17 protein-coding genes and 2 pseudogenes are annotated in these 24,308 nt (G+C 57.8%); 15 read left to right on the forward strand and 4 right to left on the reverse strand.

Translation table 11 applies throughout. The features are described from left to right. The first annotated feature begins 68 nt into the window (after positions 1 to 68). The 4 genes from GF1_RS09045 (at position 69) to GF1_RS09060 (ending at position 5,158) form a co-directional block, all read left to right on the forward strand. Positions 69 to 971 carry a HAMP domain-containing protein gene (locus GF1_RS09045; RefSeq protein ID WP_267926205.1) on the forward strand — a complete coding sequence of 301 codons (903 nt, stop codon included), beginning with the start codon at positions 69 to 71 and terminating at the stop codon, positions 969 to 971. Further along, the gene (locus GF1_RS09050) at positions 968 to 2,122 is read left to right on the forward strand and encodes a methyl-accepting chemotaxis protein (protein ID WP_267926206.1); all 1,155 of its coding nucleotides are present in this window, start codon (positions 968 to 970) and stop codon (positions 2,120 to 2,122) included. Before GF1_RS09045 ends, GF1_RS09050 begins: the two co-directional genes overlap by 4 nt. A 107-nt stretch (positions 2,123 to 2,229) precedes the next feature. Then, positions 2,230 to 4,911, forward strand: a complete 2,682-nt coding sequence (locus GF1_RS09055) for an ATP-binding protein (protein ID WP_267926208.1) — start codon at positions 2,230 to 2,232, stop codon at positions 4,909 to 4,911. A 34-nt stretch (positions 4,912 to 4,945) separates the two neighbouring features. Then, entirely contained in the window at positions 4,946 to 5,158 is a 213-nt protein-coding gene (locus GF1_RS09060; protein ID WP_267926209.1) for a (2Fe-2S)-binding protein, read from the forward strand. Positions 5,159 to 5,169: 11 nt separating this feature from the next. Here the strand turns inward: GF1_RS09060 and GF1_RS09065 are convergent, their stop codons facing one another. Next, positions 5,170 to 6,282 (reverse strand): glycosyltransferase family 4 protein, encoded by a 1,113-nt coding sequence (locus GF1_RS09065; RefSeq protein ID WP_267926210.1) that lies wholly within the window; start codon positions 6,280 to 6,282, stop codon positions 5,170 to 5,172. Positions 6,283 to 6,553: 271 nt separating this feature from the next. Between GF1_RS09065 and GF1_RS09070 the strand changes: the two genes are divergently transcribed. Then, on the forward strand, positions 6,554 to 7,753 hold the full coding sequence (locus tag GF1_RS09070) for a hypothetical protein (protein ID WP_267926211.1): 1,200 nt from the start codon (positions 6,554 to 6,556) through the stop codon (positions 7,751 to 7,753). Between the two features lie 260 nt (positions 7,754 to 8,013). Continuing rightward, a complete protein-coding gene (locus tag GF1_RS09075) occupies positions 8,014 to 10,047 on the forward strand; it encodes a methyl-accepting chemotaxis protein (protein ID WP_267926212.1) in 2,034 nt (677 codons plus the stop codon). Between the two features lie 37 nt (positions 10,048 to 10,084). Here the strand turns inward: GF1_RS09075 and GF1_RS09080 are convergent, their stop codons facing one another. Further along, a complete protein-coding gene (locus GF1_RS09080; protein WP_267926213.1) occupies positions 10,085 to 11,017 on the reverse strand; it encodes a hypothetical protein in 933 nt (310 codons plus the stop codon). 126 nt (positions 11,018 to 11,143) lie between these two features. Between GF1_RS09080 and GF1_RS09085 the strand changes: the two genes are divergently transcribed. Together GF1_RS09085 and GF1_RS09090 are read left to right on the forward strand one after the other, a co-directional pair. After that, positions 11,144 to 12,757: a phosphoenolpyruvate carboxykinase gene (locus GF1_RS09085; protein ID WP_267926214.1), complete on the forward strand. Its 1,614-nt coding sequence runs from the start codon at positions 11,144 to 11,146 to the stop codon at positions 12,755 to 12,757. Between the two features lie 283 nt (positions 12,758 to 13,040). After that, on the forward strand, positions 13,041 to 14,753 hold the full coding sequence (locus GF1_RS09090; RefSeq protein ID WP_435051694.1) for an IS1634 family transposase: 1,713 nt from the start codon (positions 13,041 to 13,043) through the stop codon (positions 14,751 to 14,753). A 21-nt stretch (positions 14,754 to 14,774) separates the two neighbouring features. On the opposite strand, the pseudogene pepN reads toward GF1_RS09090, so the two are convergent. Continuing rightward, positions 14,775 to 17,473 (reverse strand): annotated as a pseudogene (gene pepN, locus GF1_RS09095) (aminopeptidase N). A gap of 87 nt (positions 17,474 to 17,560) precedes the next feature. Continuing rightward, positions 17,561 to 18,469, reverse strand: a complete 909-nt coding sequence (locus GF1_RS09105) for a cation diffusion facilitator family transporter (protein ID WP_267926217.1) — start codon at positions 18,467 to 18,469, stop codon at positions 17,561 to 17,563. A 121-nt stretch (positions 18,470 to 18,590) separates the two neighbouring features. Between GF1_RS09105 and GF1_RS09110 the strand changes: the two genes are divergently transcribed. The 7 genes and pseudogenes from GF1_RS09110 (at position 18,591) to GF1_RS09140 (ending at position 24,223) form a co-directional block, all read left to right on the forward strand. Continuing rightward, positions 18,591 to 19,622 carry an FAD-dependent monooxygenase gene (locus GF1_RS09110; RefSeq protein ID WP_267926218.1) on the forward strand — a complete coding sequence of 344 codons (1,032 nt, stop codon included), beginning with the start codon at positions 18,591 to 18,593 and terminating at the stop codon, positions 19,620 to 19,622. 307 nt (positions 19,623 to 19,929) lie between these two features. Next, positions 19,930 to 20,193: a hypothetical protein gene (locus tag GF1_RS09115; RefSeq protein ID WP_267926219.1), complete on the forward strand. Its 264-nt coding sequence runs from the start codon at positions 19,930 to 19,932 to the stop codon at positions 20,191 to 20,193. A gap of 156 nt (positions 20,194 to 20,349) precedes the next feature. Continuing rightward, positions 20,350 to 20,466: pseudogene (locus GF1_RS09120) on the forward strand (phosphoenolpyruvate synthase regulatory protein); the annotation flags it as partial. 65 nt (positions 20,467 to 20,531) lie between these two features. Then, positions 20,532 to 21,173 (forward strand): kinase/pyrophosphorylase, encoded by a 642-nt coding sequence (locus GF1_RS09125; protein ID WP_267926220.1) that lies wholly within the window; start codon positions 20,532 to 20,534, stop codon positions 21,171 to 21,173. Positions 21,174 to 21,237: 64 nt separating this feature from the next. Beyond that, on the forward strand, positions 21,238 to 22,185 hold the full coding sequence (locus GF1_RS09130) for a threonine dehydratase (RefSeq protein WP_267926221.1): 948 nt from the start codon (positions 21,238 to 21,240) through the stop codon (positions 22,183 to 22,185). A 55-nt stretch (positions 22,186 to 22,240) separates the two neighbouring features. Beyond that, positions 22,241 to 22,462 carry an RND transporter gene (locus tag GF1_RS09135; RefSeq protein WP_267926222.1) on the forward strand — a complete coding sequence of 74 codons (222 nt, stop codon included), beginning with the start codon at positions 22,241 to 22,243 and terminating at the stop codon, positions 22,460 to 22,462. Positions 22,463 to 22,588: 126 nt separating this feature from the next. Then, positions 22,589 to 24,223, forward strand: a complete 1,635-nt coding sequence (locus tag GF1_RS09140) for a methyl-accepting chemotaxis protein (RefSeq protein ID WP_267926224.1) — start codon at positions 22,589 to 22,591, stop codon at positions 24,221 to 24,223. Positions 24,224 to 24,308 lie beyond the last annotated feature (85 nt).

Raw genomic sequence — 24,308 nt, forward strand, 5'->3', positions numbered from 1 at the left:
CATGTTCCACTAGCAAAACAACAAAATAGCGAGAGACTAATCGCTACCACAGAGGAGTACTTTCCCGCATGCTCAACAATCTTCGTTTTGTGTACAAACTGCTGGCCTCGTTTTCCGTTGTCATCCTGATCCTGATCGGTGTGGGTTTTATCGGCCATAACGGGATCGGCAAGATCAGTGCCTCCATCGGCGAGATAAACAGAACAACTCCACTCATGACCGCCGCCACCGAGATGCAGCTCTCGGTCAGCCAGGACATGACCATGATCATGGAAATGCTCGCGGCCGAACGGCCTGAGCAGCTGCAGAAGGCCTGGCAGCAGCACCAGGAGCTGGTGTCCCGGTTCGACACCTTTGCCAGGGCCATTTTAAATGGGGCCCAGACTCCTGAAGGGATTATCTACCCGACCAGGGATAAAGAGCTGCAAACCATTGTCAGGCAGGCCCAGGAAATGCACGACACCGCCTTTCAGCCGCTGATCGACCAGATACACCAGATGGTCACCATGCGGCTTTCAGGGCGGGAAATGGACAATGCAAAACTCAGCAGAATCGATGACCGGGCAGATGGTGTCGGCACCCGGATGCTCGAGCTGCTGGGCGGCATTGAAGAGAAAGTGCACGAAAACATCAACAGGGCCCAGGCAAGCGCCCTCAAGGCGGCATCCGTCTCGGATCGGCTTATACTCATCGCCATCCTCCTCGGCGTGGCGGTGGCTTTTGTCTTCAGCCTGATCATGGCCCGCTCCATCACCGGCATGGTGCTGAAAACAGTGGACTTCGCAAAGACCCTGGCCAGCGGTGATTTCAGCGGCCGGCTGGACATTGATCAGAAGGACGAAATCGGCCAGCTGGCCATGGCCCTCAACGAGATGGCCTCCCAGCTGCAGAAGATGTTTGCCGACATCCAGCGGGGGCAGATACCCTGCTCATCGCCTCGGAGGAGCTCAACCGGGTCTCGCAGCAGATGACCGAAGGATCGGACCACACCTCGGAGAAATCAAGCCTGGTCGCCACGGCCGCCGAAGAGATGAGCGCCAACATGAATTCCGTGGCCGCGGCCATTGAGCAGGCCTCAACCAACATCAACATGATCGCCGCCGCCATCGGGGAGATGACCTCCACGGTGGACGAGATCGCCCAGAACGCCGAACGGGCCCAGTCCATCACCGGCAAGGCCGTTTCCCGGGCCGGCAGCACCACCGACAATGTCAACCGACTCGGTGAGGCGGCCCAGCAGATCAACAAGGTCACCGAGGTCATCACCGAGATCTCCGAACAGACCAATCTCCTGGCTCTCAACGCCACCATCGAGGCGGCCCGGGCCGGCGAGGCCGGCAAGGGGTTTGCCGTGGTCGCCAACGAAATCAAGGAACTGGCCAAGCAGACCGCCGAGGCGACCCAGGAGATACGCGGCCGGATCGAAGGCATCCAGCAGACCACCGGCACCACTGTGACGGAGATTGTCGAGATATCCGAGGTCATCAACGAGATCAACGATACGGTTTCCGAGATCGCCCTCTCGGTGGAGGAACAGGCCAGAACAACGAGGGAGATATCCGACAACATTTCCCAGGCCTCGCAGGGCATCCAGGAAGTCAATGAAAACGTCGCCCAGGGCTCCATGGTCGTCGGCGAAATAGCCAGAGACATCCACGAGGTGAAGGTCAACGCCGTCCGCTCGGCCGAGGACAGTGAAGAGGTCAAGAGCAACGTGGACGAACTGGCAAGCCTGGCCGGCGAGATGAAGGAGATGGTGGCCAACTTCAACATCGGTCCGGAGAGATTCGACATCGGCCGGGTCAAGCGGGATCACCTGGCCTGGAAGAGCCGCCTGAATGACATCGTCAAGGGACGGATCCATATGCAGCCCCAGGAGGTCACCACCGAGCACCAGTGCAACTTCGGCAAGTGGCTGGCCAGCCCCGAAAGCCAGCACCTCAAGGACCACCCCGTCTATCCCCGGGTAATAACTGAGCACGAAAAGGTCCACGCCCTGGCCCGCAAGGTCGTCGCCGCGGTCAACCAGGGGCAGCTGGAGGAAACCCGGACGCTTCTCCGGGAGTTCAACACCACCCGGCTCAATCTTTTCCAGGCCCTGGATGAGCTCTACCAGGGATAAGTTTCCACAGGCGCTGCCACCTCCCGTGTTTTCCCCGGGTGGTGGCAGCACCCGGTTCACCACCGGGATACCGTTGGAATCCGGTTACCCATTTCCCATAACACTTCATGAAGACAGTACCCGACGAAACAAAATCCATCAGAAGGCGGATACTCATCCCGGTCGGGGTCGTTTTAATTTCTCTCCTGGTGCTCCTGATGGTCAGCCTTGCCTGGCTCCAGCAGAAACACATCAACACCTCGGTGGACAGGCAGGTTCATGCCGCCCGCAAGCTGTTCAGTTCCTCCATGGCCCATAACGCCCTGCTCATGGACAACCTGCTGCGGATCTACGGCGAGAATCCCGGGATCATCCAGGCCTTCCGCGACCGGGACCGGAACCGGCTGGCCCAGGTGTACAACCACATCTACCGTCAGCTGCGAAACGATGCAGCCATAACCAGCTTTGCCTTCCTGGAAGCGGACGGCAAGGTTTTCTATCGCTCCCATCAACCGGAGAAACATGGCGATTATCTCTATCATTTCAGACTGAAGCCCGAAGCTGCACGGCCCGGAAAGATTTTTTCCAAGGTGGTCGTCGGAGTGCGCGGCAACCTGAAACTCAGGGTTTTCTACCCACTCTACCATGAGGGCAAACTGCTGGGCTACCTGGCCCATGCCAAGGGGATCGACGCCATTACCGGCAACATCAAGCAGGTCCTCGGGGTAGACCTCATCTTCCTGGCCAGGAAAACCATCCTCCAGAACAACCAGATCAGGGAGCGGCTCGGGACGGCCAGAGGTGCGGGATCAGCATACACCTTTTCCGATTACATCTTCCTGGCCTCCACCCTGGACCGGCTGTCCCCCACCATGGTGAAAGCCCTGAACAGGGCCATGGCGAAACGGCCGAACCAGATCTTCACCTTCAAGGCGGACAACCAGGTCTATGCCGGCAAGACCATCCCGCTGATCAATCCAGACGACTCCTATATCTCCGACATTGTCCTGCTCAACGACATCACCGACGAAACCGCCCGCCTTTATCGCCTCACCGGTGTCCTGGCGGCCTTCTCCGTCCTTATGGGTGGCCTGCTGTTTCTCTTTTTCTATCGCCATGCCAGCCGGATACAGGATCGTCTGGTCACGGCCCGGGCAAAGCTCCAGGATGAAATCGAAGAGCGAAAAAAGGTCGAACGCTCCCTCCACGAAGTCAACACTACCCTGGCCCAGCGGATCGATGAACGCACCCGGGCCCTGCAGCAGGCCAACAGGGAACTGCAGGCCTCGACCGCCCGCTTCCAGACAGTGATGGACAGTCTCGACGCCCTGGTTTACGTGGCGGATATGGAGACCTATGAAATCCTCTTCATCAACCGCTACGGAGCCGAAATCTGGGGCGACATTACCGGCAAGATCTGCTGGCAGACCCTGCAGTCGGGCCAGGACGGACCATGTGAATTCTGCACCAACAAGTATCTTCTGAACGAGGACGGGACCCCGGGCCCCACCCATGTATGGGAGCATCAGAACCTGGTCACCGGGGACTGGTTCGAATGCCGTGACCAGGCCATCCACTGGACAGACGGCCGCATCGTGCGGATGGAGATCGCCACCGACATCAACCGTCGCAAACAGGACGAGGAAGAGAAAAAAAGTTTACAGAGCCAGCTCTTCCAGGCCCAGAAGATGGAATCCATCGGTCGGTTCACCGGCGGCATAGCCCATGATTTCAACAATTTCCTCACCCCCGTGGTCGGCTACAGCGAGCTGCTCCTCATGCGGCGCGACCTTGATCCGGCGGTGAAAAAAAGTATCGAGTCTATCCAGTCGGCCGGGCGCAAGGCAAGCCACCTGGTCGAGCAGCTCCTGGCTCTCAGCCGCCGGCAGATTCTCCACATGGAGACCGTCAACCTCAATACGATCCTCCACGACATGACCCGAATCCTCAGCCGGATCATCGGCGAAGACATCTCCATCGAGCTGTGTATCCAGGATGATCTCGGCCCGATCAAGGGTGACACGGGTCAGCTCGAGCAGGTCATCATGAACCTGGCGGTCAATGCCAGGGACGCCCTGCCAGAAGGAGGTAAGTTGATTTTCGAGACCGGGACAGTGGTCCTGGATGAGAATTATACCAGCCGGCATCCGGAAATATCCCCCGGCACCTATACCATGTTCTGTGTCACAGATACCGGCAAAGGCATCCCCCGGGAGGTTCTGGAACGGATCTTCGATCCCTTCTTCACCACCAAGCAACAGGGCAAGGGGACCGGCCTGGGCCTGGCGACGGTCTACGGTATCGTCAAGCAGCACAAGGGTCATATTTTTGTCTACAGCGAACCGGAAATAGGGACCACCTTCAAGATCTATTTCCCCCTGGCCAGTGAGGAAACTGATTCGCCCGGTGTCTCTGTCCAGGAGAAAAAATCCATGCCCGGCGGCCGGGAGACCATCCTGGTGGTCGATGACGAGGAATCGGTCCGTCAACTGCTCGCCGACACCCTCACGCCCATCGGCTATACCATCTTCGAGGCCGCCACCGGTGAAGAGGCCGTGGAGCTGGTGCAGACCAAGGCTCCGGATGTGGATCTTCTGCTCACCGATGTCATCATGCCCGGCATGAACGGCAAGGAACTGGCCTCCAGGCTGCAGGCCGTCTATCCCCACCTCAAGGTGCTGTTCATCTCCGGCTATACCGACAACCTGATCGTCAAGCAGGGGATCCTGGAGCCGGGCATCCAGCTGCTGAGCAAACCGGTCATTCCCTCGGTCCTGACCGCCAGAATCCGGGAAATCATGGACCGGTGACAGGTCCGGCCTCCCAACTCAAATCCCTGCGCCCATGGATCTCGACCAGGACATGATGGCCCGCCTCAAGCCCGGCTGTATCTGCCAGGGTATCCGGCTCCACCGGCTCATCGAGGCCGTGGATACCGGCGCCGACAGTTTCGAGGCCGTGGCCCGGCTCACTGGGATAGGAAACGGTTCCTGCGGCGGACGCCGGTGCCGGAAGAAAGTGGAAGAGCTCCTGGCCAGGCGGAGAGGCGAAAGGTAAACAAAGTCGTATCAGTCCGGCCGGCAGAGCTGCTCCAGGCGGCGGAGCATGAGCTGATAGTTTTTCCGCAGATCATGGCGGACCTTCACATGCTCCCGGGCCGCCCGGCCCATGGTCCGTCGCCTTTCACGATCATCCAGCAGGGTCTGGATATGGGCCCTGAACCGTTGCGGTTCCCGGGCCGCCGAGAGCAGGCCAGTCACACCGTGGCGGACCACGGTGGCAGCACCCCAGTCACCACAGGCCACCACCGGCAGGCCGCAGGCCTGGGCCTCGAGATAGACCATGCCCAGGGACTCCTCGATTCCAGGAAATACAAAGAGATCGGCCGCGGAATAGTACTGGTACAGTGTTGCCCGCTCTACCTTACCGACAAAACAGTACTCCTTCCCAAGCTGGTCCCGGGCCGCCCGTTCCAGCATCTGCCGTTCCTGGCCATCGCCGACAATCAGCAGATGAAACCGCTGTCCCTGTTCCCTCAACAAAGCACAGGCCTCGATCACCTGTAGAATGCCCCTGGTCTTGACCCCAGGCCGGAACATGGCTGCGGTGAGGATCACCGGTGATTGCAGTTGAAGGCGGGAGCAAAGAGACTTCCGGGCCTGGGGATCAAAGGAAAACTCTTCGGGATACAGCCCGGGAGCGATATAGACCACCTTTTCCCTGGGCAGCAGCCTGAGAAGATTTTTCTCATCCACCAACTTGTTAGTAAGGACCAGGGAGGCCGCCTGCAGCACCTTCCGGTTGATAAGAAAACCAGGCAGGGTTTTCAGACTGCGCCTTCTCTTGGTGGAATAGATCCCCTGGAACACTACATACGCAATCCCCAACCGGCGGGCGCACGACATGCCCAGCAGGTCCGGAGCCTTGTAGTAGGAATGATAGGTACACCAGATATCAGGCGGGTTGTGACGGTAGCGGCGCACCACCCTCCTGTATTCGAGCAGCAGGCGCAGCCAGGCCGACGGCTTCCAGTAAAACCAGCGGCAGCGCAGCCTGCTGGCCACCTCCACCTCCTGGCCACTGTCTCTCAAAAAGGAGAGAATTTCCCGGCCGATCACCTGGTCCCCGGAGGGATTGGGGGCGTCGGGCGACTTGAAAGGCATGTAATAGGCAAGGCGCATCAATAATATCTCTTTGTGATTACCACCAATCTTCAGCATTGAAACCGGTGTCGACCTCACTTGTTTCACGGGACGCCATAAACCCGTCCCTGGGGGCTTGACTGTGGCCATCCAGGCCACAGACACCCGTGAAACAAGGGAGGCCGACACCTTCAGGCATCGGTGGCTGAATTTCAGTGGTAATCAAATATCTCTTTGTTCCGGCCAGGCGAAGATTTTGTCCCTTGGCGGTCATCCGCGAGTGTACTACAATACATCGACCATGACGGAGATGCCACGACTCGATATCCTTCTCTATGCCCACGATGGCCGTGGACTGGGCCATGCCAGCCGGACCATCGCCATCGGCATGGCCATCAGGCGCCTCTATCCCAGCCTGCGAGTGGCCCTGGTAACCGGCTGCAGCTTTTCCCGGGAACTTATCGGCAACGTCCCCCTGGACTGGATCAAACTGCCCTCCTACGAGACCAGGGTCATTAATGGCCGATCCCGCGGCATTACCGGCAAAAGCGGCTACAGCGACCAGGAGCTTGGCCGACTGCGGACCAGGATGCTCGAAGATCTCGTCCGCCTCTACCGGCCCAGGATGGTGCTGGTGGATCACCAGCCCCAGGGCAAGCACCGGGAACTGCTCCGGGCCATTGAAACAAGCCAGAAAGACCGAACCAGGTGGGTACTCGGCGTCCGCGGAGTGACCGGGGCCGTACCGCAGACCCGCTCCGACCTGGCGGCGGAGCTCTTTCGCTCCAGCTACCATGGTATACTCTGGTACGGGGACAGCCGCGTACTCGGCACCGACCACCTGGAGCAGCTCCGGCAGCGGTTCGGCACTGAGCCCGTGGAGTGCGGCTATGTGAGCCGCCTGGCCCAGCTTCTCCATTTCCAGGCCGAATCGCCACCAGGGACAGTCCCGACCATGGCCGGGACCATGGCCATCCCATGGCAGGGTGAACAGACCCTCGAACTCCTGGGCCTGCTCCCGGACGTACTACACCGGTTCGGACCCGGTCCGGGCCTGTGGACCATCTTTGTCCCGGACCTGCCCGATCCGCTCTGGCAGCGCCATCTGGACAGTTTGAGAGCCATTGACCACGTCCGGGTAGAACCGGTATCGGCCAGCTACGTCCAGGCCCTTGTCAACTCGCGGACCGCTGTTATCTACGGAGGATACAACAGTGTGGTCGATATCCTCCATACCGGAATACCGGCGGTCGTCCTCCTGAGAGAGATGCGGGATGGTGAGCAACAGCTCCACCTGCGTCTGCTGCGCCACCACGTCGGCGACCAGCTCCGGTTGCTGCCCGAGAAGGACGTCCATCCGGATCAACTTCACACCCTCCTGGAGGCCCAGCTCAGGCGAAAGAGAGCCCCTTCTTCCGACCATATCTGCCTGACCGGCGCCGAAAACAGCGCCCGCTACCTGCACCGGCTCCTTCAGGATGATAAAATCACATTCCGGGCTACCATGTAACTCCTGACGCCCCCGGCCGGTCCGCTGGCAAGGGCCAGGCCCCCAGGGACAGAAAAAAAAGCCGGATCAGGGCTCCCAAAAAATATGACAATTCCAGCACTTTTCCCTAGGGGGCAGAGTTTTCCCAGCACAATCACCGAAAAAACAGGTGCAATTCGGAGCTGGTGGAAAACATATTCCTTTGACTTAGCCCAGGCACGGAACATACAATACTCACAGAGACTCAACCGTACAACCAGTTCCATACCAAGGGGATATTCATGGAAAAAAGCGCGACCGGCCTGATCGCCAGGATTCTCCATCTCGATAGTTTGAGCGTCAGAAAAAAAATCCGGGTACTGACCCGGCTCTTCCTCTTCGTCATCACCGCCATGGTGGCCTACACCTCGTTTACCCTCTACCAGCAGAAAAATGACGGCCTGATTATCAATATTGCCGGCCGCCAGAGGATGCTGACCCAGAAATTCACCAAGGAATTTTTCCTGGCCCTGACCCTGGCCAACGACAATCCGGCCAGGTTCGACACCGGTATGATGGACAAAACCCGGAGGCTGTTCGACCTTTCCCTGACCGCCCTCGCCTCCGGAGGTGAAACCTACAAAGACCTGGGCATGAAGCAGCCGGTCATGCTGCCGGGAACCGGCAACAGCGCCATCCAGAAGCAACTTGCCGAGGTCAGGGATCTGTGGCAGCAGCTCCTGCAGGCCATTGACCAGGTCCAGCCGGGCTCCTACAAGCCCCAGCAGCTTCTGGAGATAAATACCCTGAGCATCCGGGTGCTGGCCAGCATGAACAAGGCAGTCGGCATGCTGGCCGACAGGGCGGATACCAAAGTCCGCTTTCTCTTCATCTCTCTCATTGTCCTCTGGATTATCTCCACCCTGGCCGCGAACAGAATCTCCCGCCTCATAGCCGGGCGCATCATAGACCCACTCAAGCTGATGGTAACGGCCACCAAGCGCATCACCGACGGGGACCTGAAACAGTATCCGGCTCCTCCCTCGCCAAGCGACGAGCTGGGCTTTGTTGCCAGGCAGATCGATGCCATGCGGCGTGCCCTGAGTGACATCATCCACACGGTCCAGCAAAACAGCCGGCAGATGACCCACTCCTCCTATCAGATAGCCAAAATCTCCGGTGAGATTTCAGAGACCAGTGCCAGGGAGCAGCAGAGCTCCGAGCAGGTACTCCATGCCATCGACTCGCTGCTGGAGATTTCCGACACCGTGAGTACCCATGTGGAACAGGCCCGGGAAACGGTCAGCCAGACCCGGGCACAGACCGAGGAGGGAATCACCGCGGTCCACCAGAATATCGAAGAACTCTCCGGCACCGTGGAAAGTGTCAACGCCACGGCCGAGCAAATGAGTGCCCTGGAAAAGGCCACCGGCCAGATCCACAACATTATAGAATCCATACAGAATATCGCCGACCAGACCAACCTTCTCGCCCTCAACGCCACCATCGAGGCCGCCCGGGCCGGAGAGGCGGGCAAGGGGTTTGCCGTGGTTGCCAACGAGATCAAGGAACTGGCCCAACAGACCGCGGAGTCCACCACCGAGATCACCAACCTGATCAACCATCTGACCGGCAGGGTGGCGGATTCGGTCAAATCCATGCAGCAGGTGGTGGAAAAGGTCCATGTCTCCCAGGAAAAATCCCAGGAGACGGTCACCGCCTTTGAGGCCATGACCGAGGGAATAAACATGACCATGGGCAGCACAGAGGAAATTGCCCAATTCAACACCCAGCAGATTGACCAGTTGAACCAGCTCTATGAACGGCTCAATGATCTGTTCGCGGTTCTCTCCGAGAGCACCAAGAAAGCCGATGCCACCGCCCTGGTCGCCGATGACCTGCATTTCATCGCCGAAGAACTCAACAAAATGCTGCATCAGTTTGATACCGACCCGATCCATGAAGCGATAAAAAAGGCGCCGGGTGAGAAAAGAAAACATCCGCGGATCCTGAACAACATCCGGTTGCAGATCAACCAGAACGGCAACGTGGTCGAAGGAATCACCCGCGACCTGAGTATGGAGGGATTCCGGCTCAAGTGCAGGGAACAGCTGGACATGAACCAGAAACAGATCTCGGTAATCGTCTACCTGCCAAGCAGGGAAGCAACCGGGAAAGACAGGACCGTCACGGTCAATGGCCGGTTACTGCACATGGAGCGGGAAAACAATTTCTACCTCTACGGGGTGGAATTCGATGCCAGCGACCCGGAGGTACGAAAGAGCATCAGGGAAGTGTTTACCTTTTTCAACAAACCGTACAGATACGAGGCCTGAGCTGGTTATTCTCCAAGAGATGCCAGGAATGGCCCGTCTACGGTAGCGTTCGCTCCAGGTAGCAGCCGTTTTCCTCTTCTATGCCGGCCTGGCGGATAACCGGTTCATAACGGGCCATGAAGCCTTCATGGTGGTCGATGGACATGGGATGGCACCGGGGCGTAACGACACGGACCTTCACATACTGTTCAGCCACAGCCATTCCACAAACCTTGTCCAGGACATAAGCCCTGGGGTCCATACCCAGTTTCGCAGCCAGCCGGGCATAGTCCCGGCTTCTCTTTTTCTGTCCGGTCAGGACCCGCTGCCCCTGCACCGTGAGGACATAGAGGATCTTCTCCGAGGTATCCAGAAAGAAACAGGCCTTGGCGATAAAGGTGGTATCTGTCCCGTGGGGCTGTGCCTCATCGGAACGGACCAGGTAGCAGCAAATCCCCAGGTAATCCTCCACCGAGCCCTCTTCCATCCGCAGGCAGATACCGTGATCCAGCGCCACCGGTCCGCCATGAACGGCCATGAAACGGGCCCGATCGGCCAGGGTTTCATGGATGATCCGGCCGTTGGCCAGCAGCCGGTCAACCACCTCGTCCAGGGTGGTACAGGCGATACCGTGGAGAAGAAAATGGGGGTAGGGATAACAGGGCAAGGCATCATCCGCCAGCGGTTCGGCAAAACTCTGCATGGCCTCGACAATGGCTCCGGCAAACTCCTCCCTGGTAGTGTTATCCTCCAGGGTCGCAAAGGCATGGGCCAGGAGGAGCATGACCATGTCGATATGTTCACTGAAGCAGAGCCCCTGAAGCACATTCCGCTCAAGAGGCCTGCCTCCGGGGCCGGGTACAGCGTCGGGCACCACCTGGCGGCAGATGGAGTAGAGCGAAGCGTCAAACCGCTCCTGCTCAAACGAATCCGGACTGAGCAGATACTCTTCAATACAGTTGGCAAAGGCCTCTTTTCTGATTTTTGTCATAACCAATCCACACCATTTTCTCAGGGTTTTTAATAATCTTTACTCTCCATAAAAGACGCGATCGGGTACAGTCAGAAGTCGACCATAACAAGAGAGGCCAAGCCAACCATTTCCAGGAGTGAAACCATGAAAGATACAACGCAAAGAGAACACAGCCGGTATGGCCTGGAGCACCATGGTCTGACCAACCTGAACGAGATTTTCTGGACCCTTCCCACCGCCATTCTGTATGAAAAGATCATCACCCGCCACGAAGGCCGCCTCTCCCATCTCGGCCCCATCGTCGTCCGCACCGGCCATCACACCGGCCGCTCGGCCAACGACAAGTTCGTGGTCCAGGAACCGTCCACCCGGGACGAGATCTGGTGGGGTGAAAACAATCATCCCATCTCCGAAGAACAGTTCGATGCCCTGCACCTGCGCATGACCCGACACCTCCAAACCCAGGACATCTTTGTCCAGGACTGCTTTGCCGGGGCCGATCCCAACCACCGGCTGCCGGTCCGGATCATTACCCAATACGGCTGGCACAGCCTCTTTGCCCGCAACATGTTCATCCAGGCAACCCCTGAGGAGCTACAGTACCATGTGCCGGAATTCACGGTCATTGACGCGCCGCGTTTTCATGCCTCGCCAAGTCTTGACGGGACCAATTCCGAGACCTTCATCATCCTCAACTTCAAGAAAAAGCTGATCCTGATCGGTGGTACCAGCTATGCCGGGGAGATCAAGAAATCGATCTTCACGGTCATGAACTACCTGATGCCCAAAAAAGACGTTCTCCCCATGCACTGCTCGGCCAATATCGGCCCGAATGGCCGGACCGCGCTCTTCTTCGGGCTGAGCGGCACCGGCAAAACCACCCTGTCCGCCGACGCATCCCGGACCCTGATCGGCGATGACGAACACGGCTGGGGCGACCGGGGGGTGTTCAACTTCGAAGGCGGCTGTTACGCCAAGCTGATCCGGCTCTCTCCCGAAGCCGAGCCGGAGATCTACTCCACCACCCGGCGATTCGGCACCATCCTGGAAAACGTCGCCCTGGACGCCCGCAGCCGGAGAGTGGATCTGGACGATGACACGCTGACCGAAAACACCCGCGGTTCCTACCACATATCGGCCATCCCCAATGCCAGCCGCACCGGTATGGGAGGACATCCTGCAACGATCATCTTCCTCTCGGCCGATGCCTTCGGAGTCCTGCCCCCCATTGCCCGGCTGACCAGGGAACAGGCCATGTATCATTTCATCTCCGGTTACACGGCCCGGGTGGCCGGTACCGAGCAGGGGGTCACCCAGCCGGCACCGGTCTTCAGCGCCTGTTACGGGGCGCCGTTCATGCCCATGCACCCCATGCGCTACGCCGAACTGCTGGGCAGAAAACTTGATGAGCACAAGACGCAGGTCTGGCTGATCAACACCGGCTGGAGCGGCGGACCATACGGCGTGGGCCAGCGCATTTCCATCAGTCACACCCGGGCCATGGTCAATGCGGCCCTGGATGGTAAACTCGATGAGGTTCCCACGGAAACCGAACCCTTTTTCGGCCTCCATGTTCCTGTCCACTGCCCCGGGGTACCCAACGAGGTGCTCAGGCCCCGCTCCACCTGGCCCAACCCGGCCGATTACGACACTCAGGCCCGTAAACTGGCCGCCATGTTTGCCGAAAACTTCCAGCAGTTCGCAGGACAGACCTCACCGGAGGTCCGCAAGGCCGGCCCCTGCGTGGAAGAGTGCTGACAACGCCACCGGACATCGGTAAAAAAACAGCCGGGAAGCAATTTCGCTTCCCGGCTGATCATGTACCCCTCCCGGACGACTCAGTTTCCTGGCTGCTTCAGACAGGAGTTTATAGGGATTCACCATTTTTAACAAAAAAACTTCAAGAATTCAGCTAGTTGCTTTCACAAAACATGTAAGACCCTACACGCCTCCCAAGATTTCATCCCAAAAAAATATAGAAAAACAAGATAATGGGCGTTTTTCGCTTGCACATGTAAGACCCTACTGATATCTTGTGGATATGGCACACCTGCATAAAAAGATGAAAAAGGGAAGGCCCTACTATTATGTCCGGGAGATCGCGCGGGTCGACGGCAAACCCAAGGTCATCAATCAGATATACCTGGGGTCACCTGAACGTATTCTCGAGATGGCACAGGGCGGCAACAGCATGCCCAAAAAAATCCAGGCGCAAGCCTTTGGTGCACTCTGGCTCGCGAATCTCGTTGAAAAGGAAATAGACCTTGCCGGTCTGATTGACGGGATCGTGGCTGAAGAAAAAGATAATGCGCCATCTGTGGGCGAATATTTTCTCTATGCCGTCTATAACCGGATGATCCAGGCCTGTTCGAAACGGGCAATGCCGGGATGGTATAAGGCCACTGCCATCCAGCATATTCGCCCTGTTCAGATTGACGAGCTCAACTCACAGATGTTCTGGTTCAAATGGAATCAGGTTGGAGAGCGGCAACTGCAGCAGATCGCGAAGGATTTTCTTCGGCGCATCTCCAGGATAGAGTCCTCGTCTTCAGACTGCTTCATGTTTGACACAACCAATTACTACACCTTTATGGCCACAGATACCGAGTCGGTACTGGCCCAGAGGGGGAAAAGCAAGGAAGGGCGCAACTGGTTACGCCAGATAGGCGTTGCTCTTCTTGTCAGTCGGGATAAACGAATCCCGCTCTATTACAGGGAATACGAAGGCAATCGGCACGACTCAAAAATGTTTCTTCAGACCATGGAGGATATGTTCAGGGTCATGCGCGACTCTGCTGGGGAAGATGGTGCCTTGACCGTTGTCTTTGACAAGGGAATGAACAGTGAGGATAATATCGCCGCCATCGATGCCAGGGAAGGTGTCAACTTTATCACCACATATTCAACCCATTATGCTGACCATCTTGTCCATGTCGATCTGGACAGATTCAAGCCTGTTGATACTCGGAAAAACCGGAAACTTGCTCAAAAGGGCAGAGAAGATGACCGGTTGCTGGCCTGGCGGACTCAAGGTGAATACTGGGGGCGGAAGCGCACAGTGGTGGTTACATACAATCCACTGACGGCCGCAAAACAGCGTTACGCCTTTGAAAAAAAGATGCTTCGCCTTCAGGATACCCTGTTTGAATTTCAATCCAGGGTCAACAGGCAGGCCCCGTACTGGCGTAAGCAATCAGTTGTTCTCAAGCGGTACATGGACATCTGCTCGGAGTTGCACATCCCGTCAGACCTGTACAAGGTTGAATTTTATGTTACAGACAAGCGGCTCAGAATGAATTTTCGAAAGAACCATTACCGGATTGGGCGCTATATTGACCGGTTTGGCAAGAATATCATCATTACCAATATAACCGACTGGTCAACCGATGAAATCGTCCAGGCAAGCCTGGACCGCTGGACTGTTGAGGATGCTTTCCGGCTGACAAAAGATGAGTCACAGGTGGCGCTCAGGCCGGTACGTCATTGGACTGACAGCAAGATCAGGTGCCACATCTTCACCTGCATAGCAGCCCTGGCACTCCTGCGCATCATCGAATTAAGGCTCAGGAAGGCAGGTGTTAACATGACAGCCAAGGCAGCTATGCGCCATATGGGCAATTTGCACTCCTGCCTTCTGTGGTTACCCGGAAAAAGGAAAGCCGTACGTATGCTGGAAGAACCGGACGAGGCTCAGGCTGATATTATGCGGGCATTTGGATGGAAAATAGCCGGTGGGGTCTTACAGGAAATATAGATTTATCACTCTGGAATACCGTCATTTTAATGAAAAAGTATGGAGGATTCTATAAACTCCTGTCAGACTCTTTTCCACCATTTCCCGCACATCACGGGACAGCTTAGCCCTTTCAAGCCGTTTGAGCTCACCCTCCATGAGCTGCTGGCGCTCCTGGTCATAACGGCGCCACATGGTCAGCGGGGTCACGAGTCGGGCGGCGATCTGGGGGTTCAGCCGGTCGAGCCGCAGGATCCAGTCGGCGAGGAAGCGATATCCTCTGCCGTCCCGGGCGTGAAACTGGGCCTGGTTTCCCTGGCAGAAAGCCCCGATCAGGGCCCGGACCTTGTTGGGATTTTTCTCGCTGAATGCCGGATGCCGGGTCAACTCCATTACCCGATCCAGGGTCCCGGGCAGGCTGCAGGTGGCCTGGAGCATGAGCCACTTGTCCACCACCAGGGGATCCCCGTGCCACTGACCATAAAAATCATCCAGCAGGGCGTCACCACTGGCCCGATCAGCGTTGACCACCGCCCGCAGCGCCGCCATCACCTCGGTCATGTTATTGGAATTACGAAACTGCTGCACACCCAGGGCCAGCAGTTCACGATCAACACGTCCATGGGAATCCACCACCAGCAGATATTCCAGGCAGCAGTTTCTCAGACTGCGGCGGCCGGCCTCCCGGGCGTTGTACCTGTAGGGCTCGCGGCTCTCCAGATTGAGCCAGGTGGTAAGCAGCTCGTCCTGCAGGGCCCGACTTATAGCGTGGCGGAACCGGAGGCGCACCTGAAACACGGCCTCGGGATCGATTATCTCAAGCTGTTCGCTGATCCAGTTTTCCGTGGGCAGCTGCATGGCCAAGGCCACAAAGGCCTGGTCCGCCTCCCGGTCGCCGAGAATCCGGCCAACGGCCTCCAGCAGCGGTTCGGGCACAGACACCAGTCCATCCGGCCGCCAGGCATGGATCTCCTGGAGCAGGTATTTCATACTGAGCTGCTGGCCGGCATCCCAGCGGTTGAACGGGTCCCGGTCATGGGCCATACGGAAGGCCAGCTCCTCGTCCGTGGTCTGCATACGAACCCGGACCGGGGCGGAAAAATTCCGCAGAATGGAAAGCACCGGCTTTTCATCCAACCCGGTAAAGGAAAAGCGCTGCTCCTCCCGGGACAGGACCAGGATGGCCGTGGTCCCCCGGACCTCCCCTTCTCCGTCCAGGACAAGGTTCATGTCCCGGCCCTGCCCATCGAGCAGGCCCACAGCCAGGGGCATGGTAAAGGGCTTTTTGACCGGCTGCCCGGGAGTGGGCGGGCAGGACTGACGCACGGTCAGCTCAAATATCCGGGCCGCCGGGTCATAGGCCTTTTCCACGTCCAGGACCGGAGTGCCGGCCTGGCTGTACCAGCGTTTAAACTCGGTCAGGTCCCGATCTGCGGCATCGGCCATGGCCTGGACAAAATCATCACAGGTCACTGCCTGGCCGTCATAACGGTCAAAATAGAGATCCATCCCGCGCCGGAACCGCTCGGGGCCAAGAAGGGTATGAAGCATGCGGATGACCTCGGCCCCCTTGTTGTAGACCGTCAGGGTGTAGAAATTGTTGATCTCCTGGTAGGATTCCGGCCGGACCGGATGGGCCATGGGACCACCATCCTCACGGAACTGATAGGAACGGATCACGTTGACGTCCTGGATCCGCTTGACCGGCCGCGATGTCATGTCGGCGGAAAATTCCTGATCGCGGAAAACGGTCAGCCCCTCCTTGAGGCTGAGCTGGAACCAGTCCCGGCAGGTAATGCGGTTACCGGTCCAGTTATGGAAATATTCGTGGGCAATCACCCCTTCGATACCGTCGTAATCACTGTCCGTGGCAGTCTCGGGCCGGGCCAGGACATACTTGGAGTTGAAGATATTGAGCCCCTTGTTTTCCATGGCCCCCATGTTGAAATCGTCCACAGCCACGATCATGTACACATCGAGATCATATTCCCGGCCATACTGCTCCTCGTCCCAGCGCATGGCCTTCTTGAGCGAGGCCATGGCATGGCCGCATTTTTCCCGGTTGCGCTCTTCCACATAGATCCGCAGGATCACCTCGCGGCCGGACATGGTGGTGAAGGAGTCCTCGAGACAGATCAGGCGGCCGGCCACCAGGGCAAAAAGGTAACTGGGCTTGGGAAAGGGATCGTGCCAGGTGGCAAACCGGCGTCCGTCTTCCAACTCGCCCTCGACCACCAGGTTGCCGTTGGAGAGCAGCACCACCTCCTCGCCGGCCCCTTTTCCGCCACCACCGTGGTGGTATAGACCGCCATCACGTCGGGCCGGTCCGGAAAGCATGTGATGCGGCGGAATCCCTCGGCCTCGCACTGGGTGCAGTAGTTGCCCCTGGAGAGATAAAGTCCCTCCAGGGCTGTGTTGGCCGCAGGATTGATCCGGGTCTCCAGTTCCAGTATAAAGGGTTCGTCCGGTACCTGGAATATATGCAGCTTTCCCTGATCGAACCGGTACTGGTCGGCTGAAAGCGGTTCCCGATCGAGTTTAACCCCGACCAGTTCCAGGTGTTCGCCGTCGAGAATACATTGCCGCGAACCGGTAAAGGCCGGGTTGGGCCGCATGGCCAGCCGGGAGCGCACCAGGGTCGAGGCAGGATCAAGCTCCACCCGCAGGTCAACGCTGTCCACCAGGTACGGTGGCGGGGTATAGTCCTTGAGATAAATGGTTTTCTGCGTATTTTCAGTCATATTGTATCAATACCATGGGGTTGTCATAAAGAATTGGTCGCCCGTTGCCTTGGGGTACGGGGCGTCTGAAACAGGGGCATGCCCGACTCAGTCGGTGATGTCCGGTTCAAAAAAGAGCCAGACCACCTGGGAAAAACGGTCTTTAAACATTGCCTCGCATTGGTTGATGTCCCGGACCATTTCCCTGGCAGAGCCACTATCCCGCATCCTGGCCTTGACCGCAACCATAACGTCAGGGCCCAGCTGCAGGGTGAGCAGGTTGTAGACCTCCTCTATCTCCGGCCGCCCGGCAAGGAAGTCGTGCATTTCCCGCCGCACATCGGGCGCCACCCCCTGACCGATGAGGAGATTATGGACCTCGTAACCGATCGCCAGGGCAATACCGACCAGCAGAACCCCGATGGTGATGCTGCCCATGGCATCATAGACCGGGTTGCCGGTGATCATGGTCAGGATCACCGCGACCAGGGCCAGGAAAAGGCCCAGTAGTGCGGCGCTGTCCTCGCCAAAGACGACCAGGAGCTCGCTCTGTCTGGTTTCCCGGAACCAGCGGCTCAGGCTGCGCCCCCGCCGGACCCGGTTGACCTCGCGCATGCAGCCCCACAGCGACACCCCCTCGGCCACCAGCGAAAAAACCAGGACCCCGATGGCGACCAGGGGCGTGGTCACCTCTTCCGGATGGTGCAGTTTGTGGATCCCTTCGTAAATGGAGAAGAGCCCGCCCATTGAAAAGAGAATAACTGCGACGATGAAGGACCAGAAGTACACGGCCTTGCCATGGCCAAGCGGATAGTCCGGCGATGGCGGTTTCCGGGCTGCCCGCAACCCGAGAAGCAGCAGGAGCTGGTTACCGCTGTCGGCCAGGGAGTGCACGGCCTCGGCCATCAGGGCTCCGGAGCCGGTGATCAGGGCTGCAACCAGTTTGGCCCCGAAAATGGCCAGGTTGGCGCCCAGGGCGAAAAATATGGATCTCAGCGAATTGGCACCGTGGGACATGTTTCCATCCTTTTCTATTCCAGTCTCAGTCCTGTCAACCGGTGATTAACGGTTGACAGGACAACTTGGCCTGATAACTATCAACCGTTAATCGCTAATCGTCAACTTTATTTGGCCCCACATGCAGGATCATTACGACACCATAATCATCGGCGCCGGCCCCGGCGGTCTGGCCTGTGCCAGGGAGCTGGCCACTACCGGCTGCAGGGTCCTTGTCCTGGAACAGAAAAAGACCATCGGACCCAAGGTCTGCGCCGGCGGAATCACCTGGGACGGGTTGATCCGGCGGGTCCCGGAGGAGCTCATAGAACGAAGTTTCCGGAAGCAGCTGGTGTTTTCCAACCTGCAGCGGGCCCGGGTCCGGAGCAGGACTCCCATGATTGCCACGGTCAACCGGGAGACCCTGGGGCAGTGGATGGCCAGGGATGCCCGGAATGCCGGGGCGACCATTCTCACCGGGATTCGGGTCGACGCCGTGGGCGACCATGGGATCGAGGCCAGAAAAGATAGTCGCCGCCTCCGATTTCGCTGCGATCACCTGGTGGGGGCGGACGGGGCCACCTCGCTTGTCCGCAGAACCCTGGACCTGCCGCTGGAACGGGTCGGTATCGGCATCAACTACCAGATCCCGGGCCACCACCGGGACATGGAATGGCACCTCAACAGCCACCTGTTTCATTGCGGCTACGGCTGGATATTTCCTCACCTCGAGACCATCTCGGTCGGCGCCTACGTGGTCAGGAACAAGCTGGCCCCATCCCGGCTCAAGGCCGCCCTGATCCAGTGGGCCGCCAGCCGTGGCCTGGATCTGCACTCCCACCAGGCCCGGGCCGCGCTCATCAGTTTTGATTACCGCGGCTTCCAGTTCGACCGTACCTGGCTGGTGGGTGAGGCCGCCGGGTTGACCTCCGGGCTGACCGGAGAGGGGATCTATCCGGCCATCGTCTCCGGTGAGGCGGTGGCCCGGAGAATTATCGACCCGGCCTACCCTGCCGCCGAGATCGCCGCCATTGTCAGGAAACAGCGCCGGCACCAGGCAATCATCCACCTCGCCACCGCTTCCGATACGCTCAATTTTCTTCTTATGGAGCTGTCGATAGCCCTGCTGCGCATGAAACTACTTGATTTTAAGTCCCTGGAGATGGCAGAGTAGATTTTTTATGATACTATTGCCCACCGTCGCCGCGGACCACCAGGCATGGCGGACAACGGTTCTCTGGCAAGATACTCCCTGCAAAAGGTCCACAAGCGCCTCTTAACATGCTGTTGAAAAACGTAGCGAGCGAAGATGAGACAAGGAAAAATGAGGCGAAAAAGCGCAGTGTACATGGAGTACATGAGCATTTTGACGCAGTATCATCAAGCGCAGTAGTTTTTCAACGGACTGTTAATCATCTCTATCCTTTGGACGAAAATACAATTTCTCAAGCTGGCCTTACAATATTTTCGAAAGATACCCCATGAAAAAAAATCGCAATAAGACCATACTCTACAACATCCTTTTTCTTGCGGTCTGCGGAGGAGTTTTTCTCTTTCTCTGGAGCGCTCCGCCTGAAACCACCGCCCATCTGCCCCATGATGAGAACCACGAAAAGTTCATGCAGATGGATAAAAAGGAAGCAGAGAAATACTGCGGCGAGTGTCATGCCAAAGACAAAATCGCCCCGCTGCCCAAGGACCATCCGCCCAAGTACCGTTGTCTTTTCTGTCATAAGCGCAAATAGGGACGGAATACCACTTTTTTCAGAGCACAGATGCCAGGCTTACCCATCCATGCCAGGCGCAGCCCGCGAAAAAACGTCGGATACCACCAGTCCTGCCAATGAGCCGGACAGCCAGACAGCGGAAGGAACGACCATTTAACAGGCCAGGAACCAGACATGTGGCGCGTTAAAGATGTATATTATGTCTCCGACTCGGCGGCCATACTCACCGAGGAACTGGGTCGCTCCCTGCTCTGCCAGTTCCACGAGATAGGATTCAACGAGGAGAAGATCCCGTTTATCCGTAATGTCAAAGACGCCCGCAAGGCCCTGGATCATATCATCGAGCAGTCCGGGGCATGCTGCCGCTGGTCTTCTGCACCATCATGGATGACACGGTCCGCGAGGTCTTCCATGTGCCCGAGGTGGAATTTTTTGATATCTACGGCGGGTTCCTCGACAAGCTGGAACGATGTCTGGAAACCAAGGCCCTGCGGGAGCCGGGCGCCTACCGGCAGATAGACGACCAGGACATGGGCCGCCGGGTGGAGGCCATCCACTACACCCTGGCCCATGACGACGGGACCAGGACCAGGGAATATGATGATGCCGACATCATCCTGCTGGGTGTCTCGCGCAGCGGCAAAACCCCGGTCAGTGTCTACCTGGCCACCCATATGGGACTCAAGGTGGCCAACTTTCCCCTGACCGAAGAACACCTGTCATCCTATCAGCTGCCCGAAGACGTGATCCGGAACCGGAAAAAGGTGGTGGGGCTGAGCACCTCACCCCAGCTCCTGCACCGGGTGCGTGAAAAAAGGTACAGCGGCAGCCGCTACGCCAGCATTGCCACCTGCAGCCGGGAACTGCAGCAGGCGGAACAGATGTACCAGCGCTATGGTATCCCGGTGGTGCACACCGATGGTAAATCCATTGAGGAAATTTCGGTCCAGGTAACGCAGCTGGTGGGTATTTCCCGGAAAAAATGGCGCCGGATATAGCAGGCAACTTCAGCTGTGCTCTATCCCCTTTTTTTCTATAACAAACATCACATACAGTACCACCATGCCCACTCTGCACGATATCCTTAGCGCCCGTCCCCATGTCTACCGGTTTCTCCAGCCCACCCCGCTCCACCACTATCCGACCCTTGGCCGGCTACTGGGAGCCGAGGTGTGGGTGAAACATGAAAATCATCAACCGGTGGGCGCCTTCAAGGTCCGGGGCGGCCTGAATCTGGTCGCCAATCTCAGCGACGGGGAGAGAAGAGGCGGCATCTACACCGCCTCCACCGGAAACCACGGGCAGTCCATAGCCTTTGCCGCCCGGGCCTATGGTCTGCAGGCCACCATTGCGGTTCCCGAAGGAGCTAATCCCTCCAAAGTGGCGGCCATGGAAGGGCTTGGCGCCAGGGTAGTTTTCCATGGCCGGGATTTTGACACTGCCCGGGAATGGATCATGGAGGTTGCCCGGGAAAAGGGTGGCCGTTTCGTCGGCCCGACCGAGGAACTGCTGATCCACGGGGTAGGTACCTATGGTCTGGAAATCATGGAGACATTGCCCGAGGTGGAGGTCATCATCGTCCCGGTGGGGGCTGGCAGCGGTGCCTGCGGCACAGCCATTGCCGCCAAGACCATCAATCCCGGGGTCCAGGTGATCGGTGTCCAGTCGGCCCAGGCCCCGGCCATGCAGAAGAGTTGGACCACCGGCACGCTGACCACCGCGCCGATGAAAACCGTGGCCGAAGGGCTGGCCACCCGGGTTCCCTTTGAAAACACCCAGCGAATCATGCGCGAACTCCTCGATGACTTCATCCTGGTGGACGATTCGGCCATCGAGGAGGCCATCCGGTTGCTGCTGGAGCACACCCATAACCTGGCCGAAGAAGCCGGGGCCGCCTCCCTGGCTGGAGCCCTGCAGCTTGGTGGCAGGGTGGCTGGCAGAAAAATCGTCCTGGTGCTGAGTGGCGGCAACATCTCCCCTGCCCGGCTGGCATCCCTGCTCAACTCATAGATTCCTGGCGCGTCCGGACCGTGCCGGCCGCGCCACAAAAAAGGAGAAAGTCACTATGAAATGGCTTGATCCCATCCCGCTGCCCTTTATTATCATCGCCTGTATTCTCCTCGGGCTGGCTCCTTTTTTTCCTGAACCACATATACTTGAAAAACTGCGCATGCTGCGAGACGGCACCCTCAAACGTCCCCTGGACATATTTGATCTATTTTACCACGGTGTACCCTTCATCCTGCTGACGCTCAAAATCGTTCGTATTCTGCTGCTGAAGAAATAATTTCTTTTATCGGTTGAGAGACGTTATTTATAATTGCTTTGTATTTTCCTTTGTGCCACAATGCATCCTGTTGATCGGCAACTGTACTTTTTCCGCAATAAAATTTGTATCACAGGGTAGCATGGCATGAGCATTAAGAAAAAAATTACACTTCTCTCCGCAGGGCTTATCCTGCTCCTTATCGTCCTTGGTACCCTGCAAATGGGTTCAATAATGAAACTCAACGCGGTCTGGCAGAATTTCCGTAACGAGGCCATGAACCGCCAGATGCTGCTGACCAGGATCAAATCGGAATTTGGCTATGGCGGCTTTATCCACAACTTTAAAAATCATGTCCTGCGCGGGCAGCAGAAATATGTCGATCGTTTCCGCAAAAATGAAGCCGCCATGCTCGACGCCATCCGCCTGTACGAAAACCTTGATCTCTCACCCAAGGAACGCCAGGCTATCCAGGACATCAAGGCCACGGCCATGAAATATATCCGCGCCATCGAAACATCGGTGGCCATGCACAAGCAGGGCAAGCCCCCCGTTGAAATAGACAGAGCGGTGAAGATCAATGACTCGCCCGCCTTTGCCGGCTTCCAGATGATCTCGGACCGGGTCAAGGAACTGGAATACAGGAGCCGGGACGCCATGCAGCAGACCATCCGCTCCCTTTACAGTCTCCTGACCATTGCCGGGGTGCTGCTCCTGCTCTTCTTCGGGCTCTTCTTCAAGATTCTCTTCGGAGTCAGCAGCCGGCTGCAGGCCGTGCACAACTTTGCCGAAAAGGTGGGCCGGGGCGACCTGTCAACGGTCTCCGGGATCCAGGGGAGCGACGAGCTGGGACGTATCGCCGCCAGCCTGGACGCCATGGTCCAGAACCTGCGCAATATCATCGGCAAGATCTCAGGCAATGCCGAGAAACTCAACCGTTCCTCCAAGCACCTCGGCTCCACCTCGGAGGCCATGGATGCCCAGGTTACTCATGTATCGGAAAAATCCAACACCGTGGCTGCGGCAGCCGAGGAGATGAGCGTCAACATGCAAAATGTCGCCGATACCGTGGACCAGGCCTCCACTTCGGTACTGACAGTGGCCGAGGCCCTTGAGGAGCTGACCGACAATATCACCTCCATTGCCCGCCACAGCGACGAGGCCAACGAGATCACCGAACAGGCGGTCAGCCAGTCCCGCGAGGCGTCGGAGAAGGTTAATCTTCTCGGCCAGGCAGCGAAAAAAATCGGTTCGGTCACCGAAAGCATCATCGAAATTTCCGAGCAGACCAACCTCCTGGCTCTTAACGCCACCATCGAGGCGGCCCGGGCCGGGGAAGCAGGCAAGGGTTTTGCCGTCGTGGCCAATGAAATCAAGGAGCTGGCCTCCCAGACCAGTAACGCCTCCATAGACATCAAGGATTCTGTCCAGCTGATCCAGAACTCCACCGAGGATACGGTGCAGCAGATCACCACCATCACCGACATCATCAACCGGATCAACGAAATCGTCCAGCGCATCACCATCTCTGTTGATGAACAGGCCAGCACCACCCGGGAAATCACTGACAATATCAATCAGACCAAGCACGGCATCACCGAGATGAGTGAAAACGTGAGCCAGAGCTCGGTGGTGGCCGGTGAAGTGGCCAGTGATATCGCCGAGGTCAACCAGGCCTCGTCCGAGCTCTCCGGAAGTTCTGAAAATATCCGCAACAACGCCCAGGAACTCACGGTCCTCGCCCGGGAACTGCGCACCCTGATCAGCTCCTTCCAGGTCTAAGGAAAGATCTAGCACCCGCAGCCCGTCCACGGACATTGTCCCCTGAAACGTCCCGCCTCTATCATGGAGACGGGACGTTTTTTTG

The organism is Desulfolithobacter dissulfuricans (genome assembly GCF_025998535.1).
In the GTDB taxonomy this organism is placed as follows: Bacteria; Desulfobacterota; Desulfobulbia; order Desulfobulbales; family Desulfobulbaceae; genus Desulfolithobacter; species Desulfolithobacter dissulfuricans.